The organism is Azospirillum thiophilum, assembly GCF_001305595.1.
GTDB lineage: Bacteria > Pseudomonadota > Alphaproteobacteria > Azospirillales > Azospirillaceae > Azospirillum > Azospirillum thiophilum.
Genome location: NZ_CP012404.1, coordinates 520011 through 543852, shown reverse-complemented (window position 1 = coordinate 543852; position 23842 = coordinate 520011). Strand labels below are relative to the sequence as shown.

Annotated in this window: 24 protein-coding genes; 13 read left to right on the top strand and 11 right to left on the bottom strand. The window is 70.3% G+C overall.

Going from position 1 to position 23842, the window contains the following annotated elements; all coding sequences use genetic code 11:
• Positions 1-151: 151 nt before the first annotated feature.
• A complete protein-coding gene (locus AL072_RS34535) occupies positions 152-1129 on the top strand; it encodes a BMP family lipoprotein (RefSeq protein ID WP_045583886.1) in 978 nt (325 codons plus the stop codon).
• A gap of 12 nt (positions 1130-1141) precedes the next feature.
• Positions 1142-2689 (top strand): ABC transporter ATP-binding protein, encoded by a 1548-nt coding sequence (locus AL072_RS34530; RefSeq protein WP_045583887.1) that lies wholly within the window; start codon positions 1142-1144, stop codon positions 2687-2689.
• A 14-nt stretch (positions 2690-2703) separates the two neighbouring features.
• Here the strand turns inward: AL072_RS34530 and AL072_RS25235 are convergent, their stop codons facing one another.
• Positions 2704-3435, bottom strand: coding sequence for an SDR family NAD(P)-dependent oxidoreductase (locus AL072_RS25235; protein ID WP_045583888.1), 732 nt, complete (start codon positions 3433-3435; stop codon positions 2704-2706).
• A 134-nt stretch (positions 3436-3569) separates the two neighbouring features.
• Here AL072_RS25235 and AL072_RS25230 point away from each other — a divergent pair, with 134 nt between their 5' ends.
• On the top strand, positions 3570-4493 hold the full coding sequence (locus AL072_RS25230) for a LysR family transcriptional regulator (RefSeq protein WP_045583889.1): 924 nt from the start codon (positions 3570-3572) through the stop codon (positions 4491-4493).
• A gap of 40 nt (positions 4494-4533) precedes the next feature.
• Here AL072_RS25230 and AL072_RS25225 read toward each other — a convergent pair whose 3' ends face one another.
• The gene (locus AL072_RS25225; protein ID WP_045583890.1) at positions 4534-4962 is read right to left on the bottom strand and encodes a VOC family protein; all 429 of its coding nucleotides are present in this window, start codon (positions 4960-4962) and stop codon (positions 4534-4536) included.
• Positions 4963-5105: 143 nt separating this feature from the next.
• Here AL072_RS25225 and AL072_RS25220 point away from each other — a divergent pair, with 143 nt between their 5' ends.
• A complete protein-coding gene (locus AL072_RS25220; RefSeq protein WP_045583891.1) occupies positions 5106-5990 on the top strand; it encodes a LysR substrate-binding domain-containing protein in 885 nt (294 codons plus the stop codon).
• Positions 5991-6003: 13 nt separating this feature from the next.
• Here AL072_RS25220 and pcp read toward each other — a convergent pair whose 3' ends face one another.
• From pcp to rpoH, 4 genes are all read right to left on the bottom strand, one after another.
• Positions 6004-6651 carry a pyroglutamyl-peptidase I gene (gene pcp / locus AL072_RS25215; RefSeq protein ID WP_045584038.1) on the bottom strand — a complete coding sequence of 216 codons (648 nt, stop codon included), beginning with the start codon at positions 6649-6651 and terminating at the stop codon, positions 6004-6006.
• Positions 6652-6664: 13 nt separating this feature from the next.
• A complete protein-coding gene (locus AL072_RS25210) occupies positions 6665-8092 on the bottom strand; it encodes a tetratricopeptide repeat-containing glycosyltransferase family protein (RefSeq protein WP_052710196.1) in 1428 nt (475 codons plus the stop codon).
• Positions 8093-8103: 11 nt separating this feature from the next.
• On the bottom strand, positions 8104-8322 hold the full coding sequence (locus tag AL072_RS25205) for a hypothetical protein (RefSeq protein WP_045583892.1): 219 nt from the start codon (positions 8320-8322) through the stop codon (positions 8104-8106).
• Between the two features lie 132 nt (positions 8323-8454).
• On the bottom strand, positions 8455-9333 hold the full coding sequence (gene rpoH, locus AL072_RS25200; protein ID WP_045583893.1) for an RNA polymerase sigma factor RpoH: 879 nt from the start codon (positions 9331-9333) through the stop codon (positions 8455-8457).
• A gap of 254 nt (positions 9334-9587) precedes the next feature.
• Here rpoH and AL072_RS25195 point away from each other — a divergent pair, with 254 nt between their 5' ends.
• Complete coding sequence (locus AL072_RS25195; RefSeq protein ID WP_045583894.1) at positions 9588-10001, top strand: NifB/NifX family molybdenum-iron cluster-binding protein; 414 nt, start codon at positions 9588-9590, stop codon at positions 9999-10001.
• Positions 10002-10108: 107 nt separating this feature from the next.
• A complete protein-coding gene (locus tag AL072_RS25190; RefSeq protein WP_060721746.1) occupies positions 10109-10297 on the top strand; it encodes a hypothetical protein in 189 nt (62 codons plus the stop codon).
• Between the two features lie 6 nt (positions 10298-10303).
• Here AL072_RS25190 and AL072_RS25185 read toward each other — a convergent pair whose 3' ends face one another.
• Positions 10304-11008, bottom strand: coding sequence for a sensor histidine kinase (locus AL072_RS25185; protein ID WP_045583895.1), 705 nt, complete (start codon positions 11006-11008; stop codon positions 10304-10306).
• Positions 11009-11269: 261 nt separating this feature from the next.
• On the opposite strand from AL072_RS25185, the gene AL072_RS25180 reads away from it, so the two are divergent.
• Positions 11270-12322, top strand: coding sequence for an esterase-like activity of phytase family protein (locus AL072_RS25180; RefSeq protein WP_045583896.1), 1053 nt, complete (start codon positions 11270-11272; stop codon positions 12320-12322).
• A 125-nt stretch (positions 12323-12447) separates the two neighbouring features.
• Positions 12448-13377 carry a DMT family transporter gene (locus tag AL072_RS25175; protein WP_045583897.1) on the top strand — a complete coding sequence of 310 codons (930 nt, stop codon included), beginning with the start codon at positions 12448-12450 and terminating at the stop codon, positions 13375-13377.
• A gap of 38 nt (positions 13378-13415) precedes the next feature.
• Here AL072_RS25175 and AL072_RS25170 read toward each other — a convergent pair whose 3' ends face one another.
• The 3 genes from AL072_RS25170 to AL072_RS25160 form a co-directional block, all read right to left on the bottom strand.
• Positions 13416-15512: a putative bifunctional diguanylate cyclase/phosphodiesterase gene (locus tag AL072_RS25170; protein ID WP_045583898.1), complete on the bottom strand. Its 2097-nt coding sequence runs from the start codon at positions 15510-15512 to the stop codon at positions 13416-13418.
• A 365-nt stretch (positions 15513-15877) separates the two neighbouring features.
• Positions 15878-16513, bottom strand: a complete 636-nt coding sequence (locus AL072_RS25165; protein ID WP_045583899.1) for a LysE family translocator — start codon at positions 16511-16513, stop codon at positions 15878-15880.
• Positions 16514-16631: 118 nt separating this feature from the next.
• The gene (locus AL072_RS25160) at positions 16632-18497 is read right to left on the bottom strand and encodes a hypothetical protein (protein ID WP_245636974.1); all 1866 of its coding nucleotides are present in this window, start codon (positions 18495-18497) and stop codon (positions 16632-16634) included.
• A 390-nt stretch (positions 18498-18887) separates the two neighbouring features.
• Between AL072_RS25160 and AL072_RS25155 the strand changes: the two genes are divergently transcribed.
• A complete protein-coding gene (locus AL072_RS25155; protein WP_045583900.1) occupies positions 18888-19643 on the top strand; it encodes a DUF1194 domain-containing protein in 756 nt (251 codons plus the stop codon).
• A gap of 62 nt (positions 19644-19705) precedes the next feature.
• On the opposite strand, the gene AL072_RS25150 is transcribed toward AL072_RS25155, so the two are convergent.
• A complete protein-coding gene (locus tag AL072_RS25150; RefSeq protein ID WP_052710197.1) occupies positions 19706-19894 on the bottom strand; it encodes a hypothetical protein in 189 nt (62 codons plus the stop codon).
• Here AL072_RS25150 and AL072_RS25145 point away from each other — a divergent pair.
• The 4 genes from AL072_RS25145 to eat all read left to right on the top strand — a co-directional run bounded on the left by AL072_RS25145 (position 19893) and on the right by eat (position 23832).
• Positions 19893-20078, top strand: a complete 186-nt coding sequence (locus tag AL072_RS25145) for a hypothetical protein (RefSeq protein WP_052710198.1) — start codon at positions 19893-19895, stop codon at positions 20076-20078. The two genes, AL072_RS25150 and AL072_RS25145, sit on opposite strands and share 2 nt — an antisense overlap.
• 99 nt (positions 20079-20177) lie before the next feature.
• A complete protein-coding gene (locus AL072_RS25140) occupies positions 20178-21572 on the top strand; it encodes an ethanolamine ammonia-lyase subunit EutB (RefSeq protein ID WP_045583902.1) in 1395 nt (464 codons plus the stop codon).
• Positions 21569-22369, top strand: a complete 801-nt coding sequence (gene eutC, locus AL072_RS25135) for an ethanolamine ammonia-lyase subunit EutC (RefSeq protein WP_045583903.1) — start codon at positions 21569-21571, stop codon at positions 22367-22369. The genes AL072_RS25140 and eutC overlap by 4 nt, the downstream gene beginning before the upstream one ends.
• Positions 22370-22419: 50 nt before the next feature.
• The gene (gene eat / locus AL072_RS25130) at positions 22420-23832 is read left to right on the top strand and encodes an ethanolamine permease (RefSeq protein ID WP_045583904.1); all 1413 of its coding nucleotides are present in this window, start codon (positions 22420-22422) and stop codon (positions 23830-23832) included.
• Positions 23833-23842: the final 10 nt, after the last annotated feature.

Here is a 23842-nt window from a genome sequence, read left to right as displayed (position 1 = left end):
ACTATCGGCGGGGGTGATAAACGCCCCCGCCCCCGTCGTCAACCGGGGGAGCCCCGATTTGCTGCGCCGCTTCGCCCGCTTTCCCTGTTGTGCCGGATGATGGCGCGGTTATCCTTTGGGTCAAGTTTCGGCTTTCCGGAGTGGGTGGGACATGAAGACGCGTATTCTTGCCGCCATGCTGGCGATGACGGCGTTCTGCACCCAGGCGCGGGCGGAGGAGTTCTCGCCGGCCGTGGTGTTCGACCAGGGCGGCAAGTTCGACAAATCCTTCAACGAAGCGGCCTACAACGGGGCCGAGCGGTTCAAGAAGGAGACCGGAGTCGCCTACCGCGAGTTCGAGATCACCAACGAGGGCCAGCGCGAACAGGCCATGCGCACGCTGGTGCGGCGCGGCGCCTCGGTGATCGTCGCCGTCGGCTTCTCGCAGACCGCCGCGGTGGAGAAGGTGGCGAAGGACTCGCCCAAGACCAAATTCTGCCTGATCGACGACAAGCTGGACGCCCCCAACGTCCAGTCCGTGACCTTCAAGGAGGAGGAGGGCTCCTTCCTGGTCGGCATGGCGGCGGCACTGGCGGCGAAGAGCGGCAAGGTCGGCTTCATCGGCGGCATGGACATCCCGCTGATCCGCAACTTCCTGACCGGCTACGAGCAGGGCGTGAAGCATGTTTCGGCGAGCGACGAGCTGTTCGTCAACATGACCGGCACCACGCCCGCCGCCTGGAACGATCCCGGCCGCGGTGCCGAGCTGGCCAAGAGCCAGTTCGCGCGCGGTGCCGACGTGGTCTTCGCCGCGGCCGGCGCCACCGGGCTCGGCGTGCTGCAGGCCGCGGCCGATGCCGGCAAGCTGGCCATCGGCGTCGACAGCAACCAGAACCACGTCCATCCCGGCAAGGTGCTGACCTCGATGGTCAAGCGGGTCGACGTCGTCGTCTACGACTGCATGAGGACGGCGAAGGACGGCAGCTGGCAGGCCGGCCACCGCGTCGTCGGGCTGAAGGAGGACGGCGTCGGCTACGCGCTCGACGAGAACAACCGCAAGCTGGTCACGCCGGAGATGGAGGCGAAGCTGGAAGAGGCCAGGAAGCAGATCATCGCGGGCTCGCTGGCGGTCAAGCCGTACCAGCCGTAAGCGGATCCTTCCATGACGCAGGCAAACGCGCCGGCCGCCCGTTCCGGAATCGCCCTGGAAACGGTGGCGATCAACAAATGGTTCGGCGCCAACCATGCGAACCGCGACGTGTCGCTGTCGGTGCCCGCCGGGACGATCCATGGGGTGATCGGCGAGAACGGCGCCGGCAAATCGACGATCATGAGCATCGTCTACGGCTATCTGCGTGCCGACGGCGGCGAGATCCGGGTGAACGGCAATCCTGCCGCCATCCGGACGCCGCGCGACGCGCTGGCCGCCGGCATCGGCATGGTCCACCAGCACTTCATGCTGGTCGATCCCTTCAGCGTGCTGGAGAACGTGCTGCTGGGAGCGGAGGGCGGCGTCACCCTGTCGGCCGGGATGGCCCGGGCGCGTGCCGAACTGACCCGGCTGGCCCGCGACTATGGGCTGGAGGTCGATCTCGACCGGCCGGTCGGCGAGCTGCCGGTCGGGGCACAGCAGCGGGTGGAGATCCTGAAGGCGCTCTACCGCGGCGCCGACATCCTGATCCTGGACGAGCCGACCGGGGTGCTGACCCCGCAGGAGGCCGACCATCTGTTCCGCATCCTGCGGGCGCTGCGCCAGCAGGGCAAGACCGTCGTCATCATCACCCACAAGCTTCGCGAGATCATGGAGCTGACCGACAACGTCACGGTGATGCGGCGCGGGCAGGTGGTGGCCGACGTCGCCACCCGCGACACCAGCCGGGAGCGGCTGGCCGAGCTGATGGTCGGCCGCAAGGTGCTGCTGCGCGTCGACAAGACGCCGGCCCGGCTGGGGGCGGAGGTGCTGCGGGTCGAAGGACTCCGGGTCCGCGACCCGTCCGGCGTGGAGCGGGTGAAGGGGGTGGACCTGTCGGTGCGGGCCGGCGAGATCGTCGGCATCGCCGGCGTGTCGGGCAACGGCCAGTCGGAGCTGCTGGAGGCGTTGGCCGGCATGCGCCCCATCGCCGGCGGCTCGGTCCGGCTGCGGGGAGAGAATCTCGCCGGCCATCCCGACCGCTTCAACGCCCGGGCGCTGCGCCGGCTGGGGGTGGGGCATGTGCCGGAAGACCGGCAGAAGGTCGGCCTCGTCACCAGCTTCTCGGCGGAGGACTGCGCGATCCTGGGATTCCAGGACGATCCGGCCTGGAACGGGCGCATGCTGCTCGACCGGGACGCCATCGCAGCCGCCTGCGCCCGGCAGATGGAGGATTACGACACGCGGCCCAGGGACGGCACGCTGGCGGCGGCCAACTTCTCCGGCGGCAACCAGCAGAAGATCGTGCTTGCACGCGAGATCGAGCGCAATCCCGATCTTCTGCTGGTCGGCCAGCCCACCCGCGGCGTCGACATCGGCGCCATCGAGTTCATCCACCGCCGCCTCGTGGCTCTGCGCGACCAGGGCAAGGCGATCCTGCTGGTGTCGGTGGAGCTGGACGAGATCCGCGCCCTGTCCGACCGCATCGTCGTGATGTTCGACGGCCATATCGTCGGCGAGCTGCTGCCGGACCGGGCCGACGAGAAGACGCTCGGGCTGATGATGGCGGGTTGCGGCTAAGGATCGGCCCCCCCTCACCAGGGGACGGTGCGGCCCAGATAGTCGAGATAGTCCAGCCCCGGCCTGTCCTGCTTGGCGAGCAGGACGGCCACCAGGCTGGGGATGCTGTCTTCGATGGCGAGCGGCGCATCGGCGCCGCCGAGCGCTGTCCTGACCCAGCCCGGAGCCATCACCGCCATCGCCCGGCGGGTCCCGGCCTGACGGGCCGCGAAGCTGCGCATGAACATGTTCAGCGCCGCCTTGCTGCCGCGATAGAGCTCCCGTTGGCCGGACAGGTTGTTGGCGATGCTGCCCTGCCCGGACGACATCACCCCGATCAGGCCGGTGGCGGAGACAGTGCCCTCCAGGCTTTCGATGACACGCATCGGGCTCAGGGCATTGGTGATCATCAGCTGGACGAAATCCTCGGTCGAGACCTCGCCGATCGTCTGGGCCGGATCGCGGTTGGCTGTTCCGGCATTGACGAACAGCATGTCGAAGAGTCTGCCGGACAGGCGGTCGCGCAGCGCGGCCAGTTGATCGGGGACGCAGATGTCCAGGGTCTCGATCTCGACCCTGCCGGCATGCTCGTCCGCCAGATCATGCAGCAGCGTCCGCGCGGTGCCGCGCACCGTGCCGACGACGTTCCAGTCCTTCTTCAGGAATTCGGCCGCCATGGCATGGCCGAGACCACGTGACGCGCCGATGAGCAGGAGGGTGCGGCGGGGATGATCGGTGGAGGAAGGGGGCGGGGGAGGGATCGGCATGGGATCGGAGCTTTCGTTGAGGACATCCGCTCCCGATATGACCGACCGGGCTCCTGTGCACCAGACGCACAGGATGAAATGATCGATTGCGTCCGGCGCTGGGCATCGGCGGGCCGCCGGGCTAATCTGTGGCGATGCACGGCGTCGACCTGAACCTTCTCCTGTCGCTGGACGCGCTGCTCACCGAGCGCAGCGTGACGGGGGCTGCCCGCCGGCTTGGCGTAAGCCCCTCCGCGATGAGCCGGACGCTGGCACGGCTGCGCCGGGTGACGGGCGACCCATTGCTGGTCCAGGCCGGCCGCGCCCTGGTCCCCACGCCCTATGCCGAGGAGTTGAGCGGGCGCGTCCATGCGCTCAGCCGCGACACGCAGGAAGTCCTGCGGCCGGCGGCAAACCGCTTGGACCTCGCGTCGCTTCATCGCACCTTCACCATTCGTGCCGGCGGGAGATTCGTCGAGCTGCTCGCGGTTCCCCTGCTGGCCGCCATCGCCGGAACCGCTCCGCATGTCCGCCTCCGGTTCGTGCCGAAGCCGGACAAGGACGCCGAGCCGCTCCGCGACGGGCGGATCGATCTGGAGGTCGGCGTGCTCGGAACCTCGGCGCCGGAACTGTTGACCCAGCTGCTGTTCCGGGACAGGCTGGTGGGAGTCGCCCGGACCGGGCATCCGCTGTTCGAGACCGGCGCGGTCACGCCGGAACGCTATGCCGCCTGCGCCCATGTCGTGGCGTCGCGCCGGGGCAATTTCCATGGACCGGTCGACGACGCCCTGGCCGATCTGGGCCTGAGCCGCACCGTGTCCCTGGTCGTTCCGGGGTATGCCGATGCGATGTGCGTCGCGCGCGGCTCGGATCTGGTCGCGGCGGTGCCACGCTCGTGCCTCGGCAACGGTGTGGTGGCCGACCATGCGGCCGGGCTGGGGCTGGCCGGCTTCGACCTGCCGGTCCGGACGCCGGAATTCGCCATATCCGCCATCTGGCATCCGCGCCTGCAGGCGGACCCGGCCCATCGCTGGCTGCGCGAGACCATCGCGGCGGTGTGCCGGGGGGCCTGTCCGTAAGAACGGCCGGCACCCCCGCGCGTCTTCCCCGCCTGACCGCCTACTTCGCGAACAGCTGCGACATGTCGGCGAAAGCCTTGAACTCCAGCGCGTTGCCGGCCGGGTCGAGGAAGAACATGGTCGACTGCTCGCCGACCTGGCCCTTGAAGCGGGTGTAGGGCTCGATCACGAACCTGATGCCGGCGGCCTTCAGCTTCTCAGCCAGCGCGTCCCAGTCGGCCGGCTGAAGCACGACGCCGAAATGCGGGACCGGCACGTCGTGGCCGTCCACCGGGTTGCGGTGGGCCGGGCCGGCAGCGGGATCGCGCGGCTTCAGATGGGCGACGATCTGATGGCCGAACAGGTCGAAATCGATCCACTCGTCGCTGCTGCGCCCTTCCGGGCAGCCGAGGACGGTGCCGTAGAAATGGCGGGCGGCGGCCAGATCGTCGACCGGGAAGGCGATGTGGAAGGGCGTCAGACTCGTCATCGGGGGCATGGCCTTTCGGGACCGTGTGGCGGGTGGCTGGCGGCAGGACCGTCCGTGCCCCCAGCAGACCCGATCCGCCCGGACTTGACAAACGAGTTCTCCGGCAGAGATTTATGAGTTCAACTCATGATTCGGCGCGCCCCATGCCAGACCGTGTCCTGCCGTCGCTCAACGCCGTCCGCAGCTTCGTCGCGGTGGCCCGCCATCTCAGCTTCACCAGGGCGGCCGACGAGCTGGCGGTGACGCAAGGGGCGGTCAGCCGCATGATGCAGACCTTGCAGGCCGATCTGGGGGTCGAGCTGATCCGCCGCGTCGGCCGCGGGATCGAACTGACGCCGACCGGGGCGGCCTTTTACGGCGAGGCGTCGGCGGCGCTCGACCGCATCGCCGCGGCGGCGCGGGCTGCCCGCGCACAGGAGGGCGGGGTGCTGCGGGTCAGCGCGCTGCCCACCCTGGCCCAGCGCTGGCTGATCCCGCGGCTGAAGCGCTTCCAGGCGGAGAATCCCGAGATCCAGGTCGAGGTGGTGATCGGCGAGCACCCTGTCGATTTCGCCAAGGAGCGGATCGACGTCGCCATCCGCTTCGGCGTCGAGGGCTGGCCGGGGGCCGAGATGGCAACGCTGATGCCGGAAACCATGGGCGTCTTCTGCGCGCCGTCGCTGCTGGACCAGGGGCCGCCGCTGCGCCACCCGGCCGATCTGGGGCAGCACCGGCTGTTGCAGCACACCACGCGGCCCGAGTCCTGGCGCGGCTATCTCGCCGCCTTCGGTCTGCCCCTGCCCGAGGCGGCGCTGTCGCTGGCCTTTGAGCATTTCTTCATGATCATCGAGGCGGCGTCGGCCGGCATGGGGGTCGCCCTGCTGCCGGTTTTCCTGGTCGGGGAGGACATCGCATCGGGCCGGCTGGTCCAGCCCTTCCCCGAGACGCTGCGCCCGCGCGGCCGCTACCTGATCGCCCATGCGCCGGGGGCCGAGCGGGCACGCCGCGTGCGCCGCTTCAAGGAGTGGCTGCTGACCGAGGCAGGGTAGATATTCCCCGGCGTTACTCGAGGGTTCCGGCCGCCTCGTGGCAGTCCTCGCCGGTCGCCAGGATGGTCTCGACCGCGATGCGCAGGCCGGCCGTCACCTGCCCGACCGCCATCGACGGGGCGCCCGGGTGGCGCACCGCCTGTTCGGGTGCCAGCGGGATATGCAGGAAGCCGACACGGAGATCCGGCCGCCGCACCGCCCGCAGATGGCAGGCCCCGTAGAACAGGTGGTTGCAGACGAAGCTGCCGGCGCTGTGCGACAGCCCGGCGGGGATGCCGGCGCTGCGCAGGGCTGTGGCAATGGCCTTGATCGGCAGGCTGGCGAAATAGGCCGTCGGCCCCCCTGCCACCACCGGGACATCGACCGGACGGTTGCCGGCATTGTCGGGGATGCGGGCATCGTCGAGATTCACGGCAACCCGCTCCAGGGACAGCTCGGCACGGCTCTGCGCCTGCCCGACCGCCAGCAGGGCGACCGGGTCGGTTTCCGCCACCGCCCGCTCCAGCGTGTCGAGCGCCGCGCCGAAGACGCAGGGCATCAGCCGCGCGGCGACGCGGTGGCCGCGGCATTCCCAGCCGTCGAGCCGCCGCACCGCCTCCCAGGACGGGTTGACGGTTTCGCCGCCGAAGGGCTCGAAACCGGTGAGGAGGATGGTCGGCATCGGGCTCCCGTCGTCAGTCCGCAGCGCGATCATGGCGATGGGCGGCGACCTTGCGCAACAGCTCTTCGCGCACCCGCTCCACCACCGGCGCCCAGTCGCCCGGCCGCTGCTGGCGGAACAGGCGCAGCGTCGGGTACCAGGGGCTGTCGTCGCGGTCGAGCAGCCAGCGCCAGCAGCCGCTGAACCGCGACAGCACCCACACCGGCACGCCCAGCGCCCCGGCGAGATGCACGACCGAGGTGTCCACCCCGATCACGAGATCGAGTTGCCGGACGATGGCGGCGGTGTCGGCGAAATCCGTGACCCCGCCCATCGGGTCGAGGATCGCCGTGCCGGCCGGCAGTTCCTCCTTCGCCTGGACGGCAACCGGCCCCTTCTGGAGGCTGACCCACGACACCCCCTCCACCGTCAGCAGCGGGGTGAGTTGGGCAAGCCGCAGGCTGCGGCGCGCATCGGTGCGGGTGGCGGCGGCGTGGCCGAGCCGCGGGTCGCCGGCCCACACCAGCCCGACCCGCAGGCCACCGCAGCCGCGGAGTACTGCGGCCCAGCGCCCGGCCGCGTCGGCCGGAGGGGCCAGATAGGGCACGGCGGCCGGGATGCGGTCGACCGTCACCCCCAGCAGCCGCATCAGCGACATCAGCGGAACGCAGAAATCATAGCTGTCGCGGCCGGAGAGGTCCGTGACCACCGCATCGACGCCCTCGACGCCCGACAGCAGCCGGACCAGCGGCTGCCGGCACTGAACGATCACCCGTGCGCCGCGCGCCTTCACCAGCGGGATCAGGCGGATGAACTGCAGGCTGTCGCCGAAGCCCTGCTCCTCATGGACCAGCAGGATCTTGCCGGTGAGATCCTCGCCGGTCCAGTCCGGACCGGCGGGGGAGGGGCGCTTCAGCGCCAGTTCACCGGCCTGCCAGCGCGCTTCGTAGGCACGCCAGCCAGCCTCGAAATCGCCATGCAGCAGCAGCGCCTCGGCCAGATTGTAGCGCACGCTCGCCAGAGCCGGAGCGAGGTCGGCCGCCCGCCGCAGCAGGGCCAGGGCCTCGCCATGGTCGCCGCGGTCCTGCCGGGCATGCGCCATCGCCAGATAGGGGGCATGGAGGCCGGGCGCCAGCGCGACGGCCTTGCGGCAGGCGTCGAGCGCGGCCAGCGGATGGTCGCTTTCCTGAAGGATCGCGCCGATGTTGGCATAGGCCTCGGCCAGATCGGGCCGGCGGGCGACCGCCTCGATGCAGGAGGCGACCGCCTCGCCGGGTCGGCCGAGCCGGCGCAGCGCCGCCCCGCGGTTGGCATAGGCGCTTGCGGCCAGCGGACCGTCCAGCAGCCTGTCGTAGACCGCCACCGCCTGCACCCAGCGGCCCGCGCGGTGCAGGCCGAGGGCCGTGGCGAACGTGGCCTGCGTGGCCGACGTCTCCATGGCCGTCCCTGTGGCCGTCTTCATGCCCGGCGCGGTCATTTCCGCAAGGTGCCGTGGTGTCCGCCCAGGATATGGGGCGGGATCGTGCCGCGGTCGGCGATGATGTTGGCGTCATCGGCCGACAGGCCGAGATGGACGAGCCGGTTGATGACCTGCCAGCGGCTGATCCGGTTGCCCTCATAGAGGGTCAAGGCATCCTTGATGACCTCGATATTCACCATCGGAAGACCGGTGCCCGCACGCACCTTCGACATGTCCGCCTCCACGAATGCCGGCGAAGAGAGCGGGGCCGCCGGCGTTTATGGAGGGGTTACACGGAGCGGTCCGGGATTCCTGGCGCGGTTTCCGATAGGGGGGCTCGCTGGAAGTGCCGGAAGCTTCGACGGTCAGGCCGCCGCGGCAGCCAGGACGCGGGTCTGGCGGGCGACCTTCTCGAAGGCGCGCTCCTCGATCTGGCGGATGCGCTCGCGGCTGACGCCATAGCGGACCGACAGGTCCTCCAGGGTTAGCGGGCTGTCCGACAGGCGGCGGCAGGTCAGGATGTCGCGCTCGCGGTCGTTCAGCACGCCCATCGCCTCGTGCAGCAGGGCGCTGCGCTGGCGGGCCTCGCCGCGCTCGACCAGCGTCTCCTCGACCGACGGCCGTTCGTCCGTCAGCAGATCCTGCCATTCGGCCGAATCGCCGTCCGCGCTCATCGGCGCGTTCAGCGATGCCATCGGCGCCGACAGGCGGCGGTTCATCGCGACCACGTCGTCTTCCGGCACCGACAGGTCGGTGGCGATGCTGGTGACGCTGTCGGGCTGCAGGTCGCCGCTGCCATACTCGCCCAGCTTCCGCTTCAGGCGGCCCAGGCTGAAGAACAGCTTCTTCTGCGCGGCGGTGGTGCCGATCTTCACGAGGCTCCACGACCGCAGGATGTAGTCCTGGATCGACGCCTTGATCCACCACATCGCGTAGGTGGACAGGCGGAAGCCGCGTTCCGGTTCGAATTTCTTGACGGCGGTCATCAGGCCGAGATTGCCCTCGGCGATCAGGTCGGACAGCGGCAGGCCGTAGCCGCGATAGCCGCCGGCGATCTTGACGACGAGACGGAGATGGCTGGTGACCAGCTTGTGCGCCGCATCGACGTCGCCATGCTCGCTCCAGGCCTTGGCGAGCATATACTCATCCTCGGGCGCCAGGACCGGGTAGCGGTGCGTGTCGTTGATGTAGCGGGACAGCGATTCGCCGGAATCGGTCGAACGAAGGGCAATGGCGGAACTCATGTCACATCCTCTTGCAAAGCGATATGACGCTGCAGGGTCCCCAGGCGGCGAACCCAGGCCTCTCCGGCGGAGCAGGCAGGCATATAGTACAAATTCGGTGCTGAAAGTCAAGCTTGAGGGTCGGATATCGCCCGGCGCCCGCGGAGGGAGGCGGGCGGCAGGTGGGGGCGGATTGACCTCCCTCAGTGCGCCGGCGTCGGGGGCGTGGCAGGAAAGGCGGGTCGCCGGGCACCATCGCGAGGGATCCGCTCATCATGAGAATCGCCGTCGGGACCAAGGATTTCCAGACCATCGCCACCCATGGCGGCCGCACCCGCCGCTTCCTGGTCTATGAGGCGGAGGCAGGATTCGACCCGGTCGAGACCGTCCGGATCGAACTGGGGGAGGAGGAGGTGCTGCATCTCTGCGGCGACGGCCGCCCCCACCCGATCGACGCGGTGCGGGTCGTCGTCACCGGCTCGTCGGGGGCGGGGTTCGTCGCCCATATGAGGCGCCGCGGCATCGAACCGGTGACGACGCTGGAAACCGACCCGGTCCGGGCGATCCGCGGCTGGTTCGCCGGCACGCTGGCGCCGGCGCCCGAGCCGGAGCACCCGCATGACCACCATGACGGTGCCGATCATCAGGACGGGCATCATCGGGACGGGGAGCGGCCGGCCGGCATATAACGCGCCTATATTCCGCAGGCATCCGCGCCGCATCGATTTTATACGCCGAACGGCCTTTTCCTCATGGGACCGCCGGCCACCGGCCGGCATTTGGCTGCGAGGCGTCCATGCTGGGAAAATCGGCCCGAACGCTGGCGCGCAGGCGGGTGGCGACGGAAACGCATCTTGCGGAGACGGCGGCCGGCACCGTCCCCAGCGCAGGCGCGCTCTTGGGCGAAGCCGCCGCCATCCTGGCCGTCTGCCTGTCGGTCGCGCTGGTGCTGGCCCTGCTGGGCAACCATCTGGCGGGCGGCTGAAAGCGGTCAGACCGGAAAGCTGACGCTGGCGGTGGTGCCGGCGGCATCGCTGTCGGTGGACAGCGTGTCGCCGAGCTGGCCGGCCAGCGCTTCGGCCAGCATCAGTCCGTCCTCGGCCGTGGTGTCGAAGCCGGCGGGCAGGGCGCGGCCGTTGTCCTCCACCGTCAGGCGGGCCCGGCCGCTGTCGCCCTGCTGGCGCACGGTGATGCGGATCCAGCCGTCGTCGGGAAAGGCATGGTGCAGGCAGCTCGTCACCAGCTCCGCGATGATCAGGCCGAGCGGCATCGCCTCGTACAGGCCGATCTGGATCGCATCGGAGGTGACCGTCACCGGCACGCGCGAAAGCGCCCCCGGCGTGCCTTCGCGCACCGCCTCGCACAGGGCGCCGACATAGCGGCCGAGGTCGACATGGGTGCCGGCGCCGCTTTCGTGCAGTTGCCGATAGAGGATCGCCAGCGCCTCGATGCGGACCATGGTCTGTTCGTATGCTGCGCGGGCGTCGGGGTCGCGGATGCGGCCGGCCTGCAGTTTCAGCAGGCTGATCACCAGTTGCAGACTGTTCTTGGCGCGATGCTGGAGTTCCCGCAGCTCGGCTTCCAGCTCCTGGATGCGTGCCGTCAGCCGGTCGGCAGGGGACGTGCCGGACGCGACTGCGTCGCCCGACTGGTCCGGAGGAGAATAGGCGGGCTGGGACCGCGGAAGCATCGGCATGGGAACGGACTCTGCTCGGTCGTCGCGGAAGAAGCATGGTCGAAAACACTTGCCAATCTAAGCGCTTGTCCGGGCGGCCCCACCGGTTCTGTGGGAGTAACCCGCCGCGCCTAGCCGGTATGTGAGGGGGGCCGGAACGGCCAAGCCTACGCCCGGCCAAGCCTACGCCCGGACGACCGGCGCTCCGCTTTCCGCGCTTCCGGTCGACGTCCGCCGAAAGATAAGGTTGTGCGTCTCGGTTGCACTGGCAAGAGTGGGCGGATGACGATGCGAAAGACGCTTGCCTGGATTTCGATGCTGGTCGCCCTCTCCGGCGGCTGTGCCGCTGTGGTCGGGACCGGGGGCACCCTCGCGGACGGCGCCCCTGGTCCCGAATTTGTCACGGCATCCGCGGTGCCGCTGGACAGCGACCGGCCGGCAAGGGTGGCTCTCGGCCCTCTGCGCTTCCTCGGTGCGCTCGACATCGCCGGGGGCGACCGGGTCGGCGGATTGTCCGGTCTGTGGGTCTCCCCGGACGGCGGGCGTTTCGTCGCGGTCGGCGATACCGGGCTGGTGGCGGATGGCCGGATCGCCGGCGATCCCGATGGACGGCTCACCGGAATGGCGGAGCTTCGCGTCCGTCCCCTGCCGGTGGAGGAGGGCATCTCCCGCCGCAAGCGCCGCACCGACGCGGAGGATCTGACCCGCCTGCCGGACGGCGGCTGGCTGGTGTCGCTGGAGCGCGACCACCGCATCCTGCGCTATCCCGCCGGCGACCATGGGCCGCAGGGCACGCCGACGCCGATCCCGCTGCCGCCCGGCGTGGCGGAGGGGGCGCCGGACAATGGCGGGCTGGAGGCGCTGACCCGACTTTCGGACGGCCGGCTGCTGACCATGGAGGAGGGCGGCGACGACGGCCGGCCGGACCGCCGCGCCTGGATCACGCAGCCGGGACTTTCCGAGGGAGGCCTGCCGCGTAGCGCCGCAGACTGGCAGCCCTTCACCTACCGTGCCGCGCCCCGCTACCGCCCGACCTCGGCCGCACCGCTGCCGGATGGCGGCGTTCTGGTGCTGGAGCGCTATGTGTCGCTGCTGGGCGGCTGGTCGTCCCGTCTCGTCCGGGTGTCGCCGCAACAGCTGCGGGCCGGCGGCATCGTCGAAGGGGAGGAACTGGGCCGTCTGGAAGCGCCGCTGCTGAACGACAATTTCGAAGGCGTCGCCGCCCGCCCGGGACCGGCGGGCGAGACGCTGGTCTATCTGATCTCCGACAATAATTTCAGCTCGCTCCAGCGCACCTACCTGCTGATGTTCGCACTGTCCGGCCCGGCCTCCTGATCTCCACCTCATCTCCTTTGAGCCGACTTCTTCGACCAAAGTCGCACGGTGCCGGCGTGGGTGCGTGTTTGACAGCGCCGCGCCCCTGCGGCTAGCTATCGGAACTGTTCGACAGGGAAACGATCATGGCGACGCCCGACAGTTTGGCCCCGGCGGCGTTCGGGACGGGACGGGCGGCTCTGCTGACCCTGCTGGCGATGCTGGCCTTCGCCGCCAACTCCATCCTGTGCCGGCTGGCCCTGACCCAGACCGCCATCGACCCGGCCAGCTTCACGCTGGTGCGCATCGCCTCCGGCGCGGCCAGCCTGTGGCTGATCGCCCGCGCCACCGGGCATGGGCCGACCGGTGAGGGGAAGCGGGGCAGGGGACGCTGGGGCGGCGGAAGCTGGATCGGGGCGGTGGCGCTGCTGGCCTATGCCGCCGCCTTCTCCTTCGCCTACCTGAGCATGACGGCGGGCACCGGGGCGTTGCTGCTGTTCGGCGCGGTGCAGGCCACCATGATTGTGGCCGGGCTGTACCGCGGCGAACGGCTGTCGCCGCTGCAATGGGGCGGGCTGGGACTGGCGCTTGGCGGGCTGGGGCTGCTGCTGGCGCCCGGCCTGTCGCCGCCCGACCCGCTGGGGGCGCTGCTGATGCTGGCGGCCGGCGTCGCCTGGGGCGTCTATTCGCTGCTGGGCCGCAGCAGCCGTGATCCCATCGCCACCACCGCCGGCAACTTCCTGCGCGCCGCGCCGATGGCTGCGGCCGTGGCGCTGCTGTCGTCCGCCATCGGCGCCGTGTCGGGAGGCGGCGCGCGTTGGGATACCGGAGGGCTGGTCTATGGCTTGCTGTCGGGAGCGCTTGCGTCGGGCGTCGGCTATGCGATCTGGTACGCCGCTCTGCCCGCCCTGACCGCCGCCCGCGCCGCCTCCGTCCAGTTGAGCGTCCCGGTCATCACCGCCATCGCCGCGGTGCTGGCGCTGGGCGAACGGATCACGCCGCCGCTCGCCATCGCCTCGGCCGCCGTGCTGGGCGGTATCGCCCTGGTCATCGCGGGCAAGCGCCGCCCGGCCTGACGTTCCCAGTTCCCTTCCGCCTCCCATGCCGGCCCCCCTCACGCCGACAGCGGCAGCGCCTCGTCGCAGGCGAAGGCCGTCATGATCATCGCCTCCGCCGCGTCGGCCGACAGCGGGCGGGAGATCAGGTAGCCCTGCAGGCAGTCGCAGCCGGCCTCGGCCAGCCAGTGGCGCTGCTCGGCGGTCTCCACCCCCTCCGCCACGGTGGACAGCAGCAGCCGCTGAGCCAGCGCGATGACGGTCGAGGCGATGTCGGGGGCGTGCGGCAGATCGTTGACGAAGCTGCGGTCGATCTTCAGCACATCGACCGGCAATTGCCGCAGATAGGCCAGCGAGGAATAGCCGGTGCCGAAATCGTCGATGGCGATGCGCACGCCCAGCGCCCGCAGGCGGTTCAGCGTCGGCAGGTGGTGGCGCACATCCTTCATGATGACGGTCTCGGTGATCTCCAGCTCCAGCAGGTCGGGCGGGGTGCCGTGGCGTTGCAGCACCTGTTCGACCTGCCGGGCGAAGCCGGGGTCGGCAAGCTGGCGGGCGGAGACGTTGACCGCCACCGGCACCGGACCATGGTCGAGCGCCCAGCGCGTCGCCGTGCGGCAGGCCTCCTCCAGCACCCAGCGGCCGATCTCGATGATCAGGCCGGTGTCCTCGGCCACCGGGATGAAGTCGCCGGGGGAGATCGGAACCCCCTCGTGGCGCCAGCGGATCAGCGCCTCGAACCCGGTCAGCCGGCCGCCCGACGCCTCGACCTTCGGCTGGTAGACCAGCTCGAAGGACCGCGCCGCCACCGCCTCGCGCAGGCCGGACTCCAGCCGCAGCCGCGCCTCCGCCCGGTCGGTCATGTCGCGGGTGTAGAAGACGAACCGGTTGCCGCCCGCATTCTTGGCGGCCTGCATGGCGGAGTCGGCCATCCGCATCAACCCGGCACTGTCGGTCTGGCCTCCTTGTGCCTGGCCTGCTTGCGCCTGGTGGAGGGCGACGCCGACGCTGGCGGTGATATGGACGCGGTGCTCCGCCACCTCCGTCACCATCGACAGGGTGTCCAGCAGCCTCTGCGCCACCATCGCCGCCTCTTCGCCGTCGGCGACACGCTCCAGCACCACCAGGAACTCGTCGCCGCCGAGCCGGCCGACGGTATCGCAGCGCCGGACGCTGGCGTTCAGCCGCTCCGCCACCCGGCAGAGCAGCGCGTCGCCCACCCCGTGTCCAAGGCTGTCGTTGACCCGCTTGAAGCGGTCGAGATCGACATACAGCACGGCCAGCCGGCCAGCTCCGGCCGCCCTGGCGCGCTCCGCCAGCTCGATGGCGTGGTCGAGCCGGTCGAGCAGCAGCGCCCGGTTCGCCAGCCCGGTCAGCGGACAGCGGGTCGCCAGCCGGCGCAGCTCGTCATGCTCGCGCTCCAGCAGGCCCAGGGTGTGGTTGAAGCGGGCGATGACGAATCCCAGCTCGTCGTCGGCATGGCCGCGCGGCACGGCCAACGGCTGGCCATAGGGCTTTTCCGGGTCGATGCGGGCCACCGCGCGCCCGATCTGCAGCAGCGGACGGGTCAGCAGCCGGTGGAAGACCGCGGCCATCGCCAGCCCGACCAGCAGGTTGCGCAGCGTTCCCGCCACCAGCGCCGCCGATGCATAGGCGAGGAAGCCGGAAGCCGCCCGGCCGGTGTCGATGCCGACGATCAGGCGCCCGACCCTGCCGGCGGCACCGTCCGGTGGGCTGCGGTCTCCGGCAGGGTGGCCGGCGGACGGGGGGAAGAGGTCATGGACCACCACCGGCGGATCGCGGAACAGCAGCGCCGTCGCCGCGCGTTCCAGCGGGGTGGCCGGCGGAGAGGCCCGTTCGCGGCGGGCAAGCAGCGTGCCGTCGATCAGGCGGATCTCGGCCCAGGCGGCGTCGGTGCGGATCATGCCGTCCAGCACCTGCCCGGCCAGCACTCCGTCGATCTGCCAGGCGGCGCCGGCCGCCGGCCCCTCCACCAGGGCGACGGCATCCTCCAGCCGCGCCAGCGCCGTCGCCCGTTCGCGCGAGGCGGTCCAGGCGAACTCCACCGCGGTGATGGCGAACCCGATGACAAAGGCGGCGAGGACCGCGTGAATCGCCTGCTTCAGCGTCAGGCTGCGCAGGACTGGGATCGCCATCGTACCGTTCCTCGGCCGGATGTTTCGCATCGCCACCCCCGCCCATGGCGCACCCCCGGCGGGTTGCGCCTTCAGGCGGACCTGGCGAACCGAAGCATTAATAGGACCGGCGATGACCGGGGCGCGGCGATTCTATGAAATTTTTGTAACCGGCTGCCGGTGCATATTGCTGACAATGCATATTGCTGCATGGGGCCATTCCGCTGGCGCATGGCTACCATTCAGCATTGGTAATACCAGTTGGTGTGCGGCGCAGCATATCCTGCCCTTGCCCATTCTCGGGGCGTTTCCTCCCTAAACTATAGGGCCGCGCATTGCGCGGCCCTTTTCTTTTTCAGCGATGCGGAAGGCCCGAAGGCGGGGGCTCACACCCGCCGCGCCAGCGCCAGCAGGCCGCCGGCACCGATCATCAGCCCGCCGGTCAGGCGGTTCAGCGACCTCGCCGCCGACACCGTGGTCAGCTTCGCCGCCAGCCGGTCGCCGCCGGTGGCGTAGGCCATGATCCAGCCGAACTCGATCACCACCATGGTCGCGACCAGCGCCACCAGCTGCGGCGCCAGCGGTGCCGCAGCATCGATGAATTGCGGGAACAGGGCGCCCATGAAGACCAGCGCCTTGGGATTGCTGAAGGCCACCAGCGCGCCGCGCAGGAACAGCCGCAAGGCGGACCCCTCGCCAGACGCCGCTGCGGCGGTGTCACGCTCCCCGGCCGGTTCCACCGGCGCCCGCCAGGCGGCGATGCCGAGCCAGGTCAGATAGGCCACGCCGGCCCAGCGCACGATCTCGAAGGCCAGGACCGAGGTGGAGAGCAGGGCGCCCAGCCCGAAGGCCGACAGCGCCGCCATCACCGCCAGCGCCGCGCACATGCCGGCCCCGCCCCAGGCGGCGCGGCGCGCGCCGAACCGCAGGCCCAGGCTCATCGCCAGCAGCATGTTCGGCCCCGGCGTCATCGAGATCACGAAGGCGGTGGCGAAGAAGAAGGCGAGCGTCTGCCACGTCATGGTCGTCGGGCCCCGGATGGATAAGGGAGATGTGCGTCGGTCGGTCGCACCACAGCATCATGCGCCGCACGCCGCCGCAAGCGGCCCCGGCGAAGTGCAGCCATGCTCTCCCGGGTGCTTACTCGGACGCCTGCAGCGCCCGCCATGCCCGCAGGGCGAGATTGGCCGAATCCTGGTCCGGCCGCCTGTAGGCGGCGAAGCGGCGGTCGCGGATCCGGCTGCGGGCATCGGTCCACACGGCGTTCCAGTCGATCGTCCCGTCGGTCAGCAGCCGCTCCTCGATGATGGACAGCAGCGCCTCGTTCACCGCCGACACCCCGATGTTCTGCGTCGCCAGCACCAGCGCGTCGGGCGCCCGGTCCAGCGTGGCGCGCAGGCGGGTGTGGCCGCCGCAGGAGCCCCAGAAGACCAGGGCGGTGGCGGGCACGATCTCCGGCATCGTCCCGTCCTCGTGATAGCTGTGGCCGCGGTGGATGACGATGGAGGGCGACAGGCCCTCGCGCGCCAGCCATGCCCAGGCGGCGGCACGGCCGGCATCGCCCGCCCCGGGCACGTCGGCGACGATGACGATCCGGCGTCCCCGCCGTTCCGGGCTGACGGCGACGACAAAGCCCGGATTGGTCTGCAGCGCCCAGCCCTGCGCGCGATGCAGCCGCAGGAAGCCGCGGAAGGACGCCCGCCCGTCGGGATCGTCGTAGAAGGTCATCCGCTGCACGTTGAGGCCGTTGCGGAACAGCCGCTGCCCGGTCAGGACCGGCAAGGCCGCCAGGGAATGACGCTCGGCGAAGCGCTCCGCCTGGAAGGCCGCGGTCGCCGGGCGTCCGGACAGGCGCATCGCATGCAGGCTGCCGGCAAGCCCGGCCATGGCCTTGACCGATGGATCGCCGGCGCCGCGATACCAGGCGGCCAGCTCGTCCTCCAGCGCCGCACGGACCGGGCGGGAGCCGGTGTCCATGGCATCGGCAAGCGCGCCGATGATCGCCGCCGGATCCAATGCCCCGTTCGGCACACGGCCCGGCGCCTTCAAGACGGCCGGCATCAGGGCCTGGATGCTCTCCCGCATCAGCTCGCGCGCCGCCGCCGGGTCGGTGCCGAACAGGCTGCCCGCCCGCCCGCCGCCGACCGTCGCGACAAAGAACTCCGCCCACAGCCGCCGGGTCCGCGGTGCGCGTGCAAGGTCGAGGACGCTGCGCCGCTCCTGCTTCAGCTGGATCAGGAGGATGTTGACCAGACCGTCGAGCGACGAGGTGTAGAGCTGCGGCCCGATGCGCGCGACCAGTTCCATCAGAGCCTCCGACGACAGCGCCAGCGTGATGCGGAAGCGGTCGGCCGGCGGGTCGTCGACCATGTCGTCGATCAGCGCCCCGATCCCGGGGGCCAGCAGGGCCGGATCCCGCGCGAAGGACGCCGCCAGCAGCTTCGCCGCCTGGAGCTCCAGCATCCGCAGGTCCGGCTTGGCAAGGTGTTTGCGCAGCTCGTGCCGGGTCTCGTAGAAGGGCATCCCGCTGTCGAGCGAGCGCATCAGCAGCCCGATGTCCAGCGCCCGGGCGATGATCTCCGCGCCGCCGGACCGGACTGACAGCTGGTCGGCGGCCCCGAGCACGTCGAAAGGGGCGGCAACCGCCGCATCGCGCAGCACCGCCGACGCCGCCTCGCCCGGAAACAGGCCGGAGCAGCGGAAGGCCTCCGCCGGCGACCGGCGCGCCAGGCCGGCGAAGGCCTCGTCACCGCCGAACAGCGCGTCGAGGACGGGTTGGCCGGCCGGTTCGCCGTCGGCACAGGCCGTCGGGGCGTCGGCACCATGCGGGATCGGGGCCAGGGGGACCGGCTGCCTCGGCGGCTCCGGCGCCAGCAGCTCGGCGGAATGAAGGGGTTGGAGGGCTGCGGTGTCAGTGACAGCCGTCTGGGCGGAGGCGGCGACCGGCCAGCAGCCCGCCAGGACGGCACAGGCGGCCCATAGCAGTCGATGCCGCCATATCGACAACCACGATGCCGCAGGGCGACCGGGGACCGGACGACCAGGAACCGAACGATCTGGGACCACGGCGATGGCTGCTTCGGACAAGGAACGGGATGGGAGCCCCACCCTTACGGCGTACTCCCTATGGATGATGCTATGCAGGCAACCGACGCTTTGTCACCCGTCTACCGGCCCGGCGCCTGCGCATTGCCCTGCCGCCCGTACCCCCTGCGGCATCCGCCTCGGCCGCGAGGTACTCCGCCTTGGCCCGATGAGGGCGTCGGAATACCCCGGCAGGGCATGGACAGCGGATGGCGGCGCACCAATCCTCAGTCCTTCGCCCGGTGTTCGGCGCCCGGTGTTCGGCGGCCGGCGTTCGGGGCCGGGCTCCCGGTGGCGAGAAGGAGGATGCGGATGCGTGCATACCGTCTCTTGGCCTGTTTTCTGATCGTCACCGCGTTATGCCCGCCGTTGTCCGCGGTTCCGGCCGCCGCCCAGACGCCGGTCGACCTGGAACTGGTGCTGGCCGTCGACGTGTCCGGCAGCGTCGACCCGGACGAGGCGAAGCTGCAGCGCAACGGCTATGTCCAGGCCCTGCTGAATCCGAGGGTGCAGGCGGCGATCCGCGGCGGGCCGTTCGGCCGCGTCGCCGCCACCTACATGGAATGGGCGGGGGAGGGGCACCAGCATGTCGTCGTCCCCTGGACCGAGCTGAGCGATCCGGCCAGCATCGAACGCTTCGCCGCCGTCGTGGCCGAGGCGCCGATGATGACCGAGCAATGGACCTCGATCAGCGCCGCCATCGACCGCGCCGTCCCGCTGTTCGATACCAACGGCTTCGAGGGCACGCGGCGGGTCATCGACCTGTCGGGCGACGGCGAGAACAACCGCGGCCGCCCGGTGGAGGAGGCGCGCGACGCCGCGGTCGCCCGCGGCATCACCATCAACGGCCTGCCGATCCTGAACGACCGGCCCAACCCCTGGGGCGGGGCGGCGCCGAACGACCTGGAAGGCTATTACCGCGACCATGTCATCGGCGGCCCCGGCGCCTTCCTGGTTCCGGCGCGCAATTTCGACGCCTTCGCCGACGCCATTCTCAGCAAACTGCTGCTGGAAGTGTCCGGCGTGATGCCGGACGGACGGACGGCCCGGGATCTCGTCGCCCGCTGACAGCACCCGCCGGCTACCCCGCCGACTGCCACCCAACAGTTCACGCCAACCGGACAGGCCGGTCAGTCGACCGTGCGGTCGATGGCGCGGCCGGCCTTTTCCGCCGGACCCGGCGGGTCGATGGCGTCCTTGACGCTCTGGCCGGCCTTGTCGATGGACTCGCCGGCCCGCTCGGCCGGGCCTTCATTGTTGCAGGCGGCGACGGCGACCAGCGGCAGGACCAGGACGGCGGTGCGCAACAGCGTCAGCATGACGATCTCCTTCTTGCGTGGCGCGCGGCGTCCCGGTTGGGGCAAGACTGCCTTCGGGCGGCGCGCTGCGATGCGGGAGGAACGCCACGGCCGGGCTTCCGGTTCGCGCGGCTACCCGGTTGCTCCGCCGCAGGTCACGCTTGCGCCGGAACGCGCGCAAAACGGCTATTCCTTTCCGGCGTGAGGGAGGCGGCGCTTCCGAATTTTGTGCTCTACGGTCAACTGCCCGCCGCCGGGACCGTGCCACTCTGCCCTTCGAGGATGAGACGGGCGGGAGGCTGGCATGGCTGGTTACCATTGCGATCTGGGGCGGCATCGCCATCGCTTCGACGATCTGAAGACCCTGATGGCCTGCGCCTCGCCGCGGCGGTCGGGGGACGAGCTTGCGGGCATCGCCGCCGACAGCGACGAGCGGCGGGTCGCCGCCCGCATGGTGCTGGCCGACCTGCCGCTGACGGTGTTCCTGAGCGAGGCGCTGGTCCCCTACGAGACCGACGAGGTGACGCGCCTCATCATCGACAGCCACGACGCCGACGCCTTCCGCCCGGTGGCGCACATGACGGTCGGGCAGTTCCGCGACTGGCTGCTGTCCTACGAGGCCGACGGCGCGGCACTGGCGGCGCTCGCCCCCGGCCTGACGCCGGAGATGGCGGCGGCGGTGTCCAAGCTGATGCGCAACCATGATCTGGTCTGCGCCGCCGCCAAATGCTCGGTCGTCACCCGCTTCCGCACCACGGTCGGGCTGCCGGGCCGGCTGTCGAGCCGGCTGCAGCCCAACCACCCGACCGACGACCCGACCGGCATCGCCGCCTCGACGCTGGACGGGCTGCTCTACGGCATCGGCGACGCGGTGATCGGCATCAACCCGGCGACCGACAACGTCCCGGCCTGCATCGCGCTGTTGGAAATGCTGGACGCGGTGCGCACCCGCTTCGACATCCCGGTCCAGTCCTGCGTCCTGTCCCATGTCACCACCACCCTGCAGGCGATCGAGCGCGGGGCGCCGGTCGATCTCGTCTTCCAGTCGATCGCCGGCACCGAGAAGGCCAATGCCGGTTTCGGCGTCACCCTGTCGCTGCTGGCCGAGGCGCAGGAGGCGGCCAAGTCGCTGAAACGCGGCACCATCGGCGACAACGTGATGTATTTCGAGACCGGGCAGGGCTCGGCCCTGTCGGCCGACGCCCATTTCGGCGTCGACCAGCAGACGGTGGAAACCCGCGCCTATGCGGTGGCCCGCGCCTTCGACCCGCTGCTGGTCAACACGGTGGTCGGCTTCATCGGCCCCGAATATCTCTATGACGCCAAGCAGATCACCCGTGCCGGGCTGGAGGACCATTTCTGCGCCAAGCTGCTCGGCGTGCCGATGGGCTGCGACGCCTGCTACACCAACCATGCCGAGGCCGACCAGGACGACATGGACGTCCTGATGACGATGCTGGCGACCGCGGGCGTCAATTTCCTGATCGCGGTGCCCGGCGCCGACGACGTCATGCTGAACTACCAGAGCCTGTCCTACCACGACGTGCTCGGCCTGCGGCACCTGCTGAAGCGCCCGCCGGCCCCGGAGTTCGAGGCGTGGCTCGACAAGGCGGGCTGGCTCGACGGGCAACGCCGGCTGCCGCCCTGGCCCGACCAGAGTCTTGTCGTCTCCGCCCTGCTGGGGAGCGCCGGCCGATGAGCGACACCCCCAAGGACCAACCCAAGGATCAGCCGAAGGATCCGTGGGCACGCTTCCGCACCGCCACCCGCGCCCGCATCGCGCTGGGCCGCAGCGGCGACGCCCTGCCGACCAAGGCTCTGCTGGAGTTCCAGCTCGCCCATGCCCGCGCCCGCGATGCCGTGCACAGCGCGGTCGATTTCGCCCGGCTGGCCGCCGATCTGGCCCCGCTGGAGACCGTCCGCGTCCACAGTGCCGCCCCCGACCGGCCGACCTATCTGCGCCGGCCGGATCTGGGCCGCCGGCTCGACCCGGCGAGCGCCGCGGCGCTGCCGCTTGGCGACTGGGACCTGCTGTTCGTCCTCGCCGACGGGCTGTCGGCCGCGGCGGTGCAGGTCAATGCCGCGCCGCTGGTCCATGCCTGCATGACGCGGCTGCCGGGCCTGCGGGTCGGCCCGGTGGTGCTGGCCGAACAGGCCCGCGTCGCGCTGGGCGACGAGGTGGCCGCGGCCATGGGGGCACGGCTGGCGGTGCTGCTGGTGGGTGAGCGGCCCGGCCTGTCGGCCGCCGAATCGCTGGGCGCCTACCTGACCTGGGCCCCGAGGCCCGGCCGCGCCGATTCAGAGCGCAACTGCATCTCCAACATCCATTCCGACGGCCTGTCCATCCAGGCGGCCGCCGACAAGCTGTGCTGGCTCGCCACCGAGGCGGCGCGGCTGAAACTGACCGGGGTCGCCCTGAAGGAGGACGCCCCGTCGCTGCCCGGTCCGGAAAATCAGAACAATCAACGGATCGGCCAGGAGAGCGGGCAGGGCTGAGAGAGCGCTGCCATCGACACCAACGCCTTTGAACAGGGGCAGGAGGCATCATGTCTGGGAACACGAAACCTGAATTGAGCAAGAGCCTGAGCGGGCTCCATCTGTGGGGGATCGCCGTGGGGCTGGTGATCTCCGGCGAGTATTTCGGCTGGAGCTACGGCTGGGCGGCGGCGGGGACGCTGGGCTTCCTCGTCACCACGATCCTGATCGCGGCGATGTACACCACCTTCATCTTCAGCTTCACCGAGCTGACGACCGCGATTCCCCATGCCGGCGGACCCTTCGCCTACAGCTACCGCGCCTTCGGACCCAAGGGGGGCTTCGTCGCCGGCTTCGCCACGCTGATCGAGTTCGTCTTCGCGCCGCCGGCCATCGCACTGGCCATCGGGGCCTATCTCAACGTGCAGTTCCCCGGGCTGGATCCCAAGCTGGCCGCGGTCGGCGCCTATGTCATCTTCATGGGGCTGAACATCGCCGGCGTGTCGATCGCCGCCACCTTCGAGCTGTTCGTCACCCTGCTGGCGATCTTCGAGCTGGTGGTGTTCATGGGCGTGGTGTTCCCCGGCTTCTCCTGGGCCAACTTCACCGCCAACGGCTGGTCCGGGTCGAACAGCTTCACCATGGACAGCTTCGGCGGCATCTTCGCGGCGATCCCCTTCGCCATCTGGTTCTTCCTGGCGATCGAAGGGGCGGCGATGGCGGCGGAGGAGACCAAGGATCCCAGGCGCACCGTGCCGCGCGCCTATATCGGCGGCATCCTGACGCTGGTGGTCCTGGCCTTCGGCACCATGATCTTCGCCGGCGGCGTCGGCGACTGGAACGCGCTGTCCAACATCAACGATCCTCTGCCGCAGGCAATGAAGGCGGTGGTCGGCGAATCCAGCGGCTGGCTGCACATGCTGGTGTGGATCGGCCTGTTCGGCCTGATCGCGTCCTTCCACGGCATCATCATGGGCTATTCGCGCCAGATCTTCGCGCTGTCGCGCGCTGGATTCCTGCCGCCGGTGCTGGCCCGGCTGCACCCGACCCGCAAGACCCCGCATTGGGCCATCCTGGCCGGCGGCGTGGTCGGCATCGCCGCCATCTACTCCGACTCCTTCATCGAGATCGGCGGCCTGCCGCTGACCGCCAACATCGTCACCATGTCGGTGTTCGGCGCCATCGTCATGTACATCATGAGCATGGCGGCGCTGTTCCGCCTGCGCGCCGCCGAACCGGCGCTGGAGCGGCCCTACCGTGCGCCCTTCTATCCGGTCTTCCCGGCGATCTCGCTGGTGCTGGCGGTGCTGGCCCTGGTGACGATGGTCTATTACAACACCCTGGTCTTCGGCCTGTTCGTGGCGCTGTTCGCGCTCGGCTATATCTTCCACCTGGCGACCGCCGGCATGCGGGTCAAGGCCGGGGCGACCGGCGGGCTCGGGCACATGGACGCCTTCACCGAAGCGCGGTCGATGGTGGATTGAGGCTTGGCGG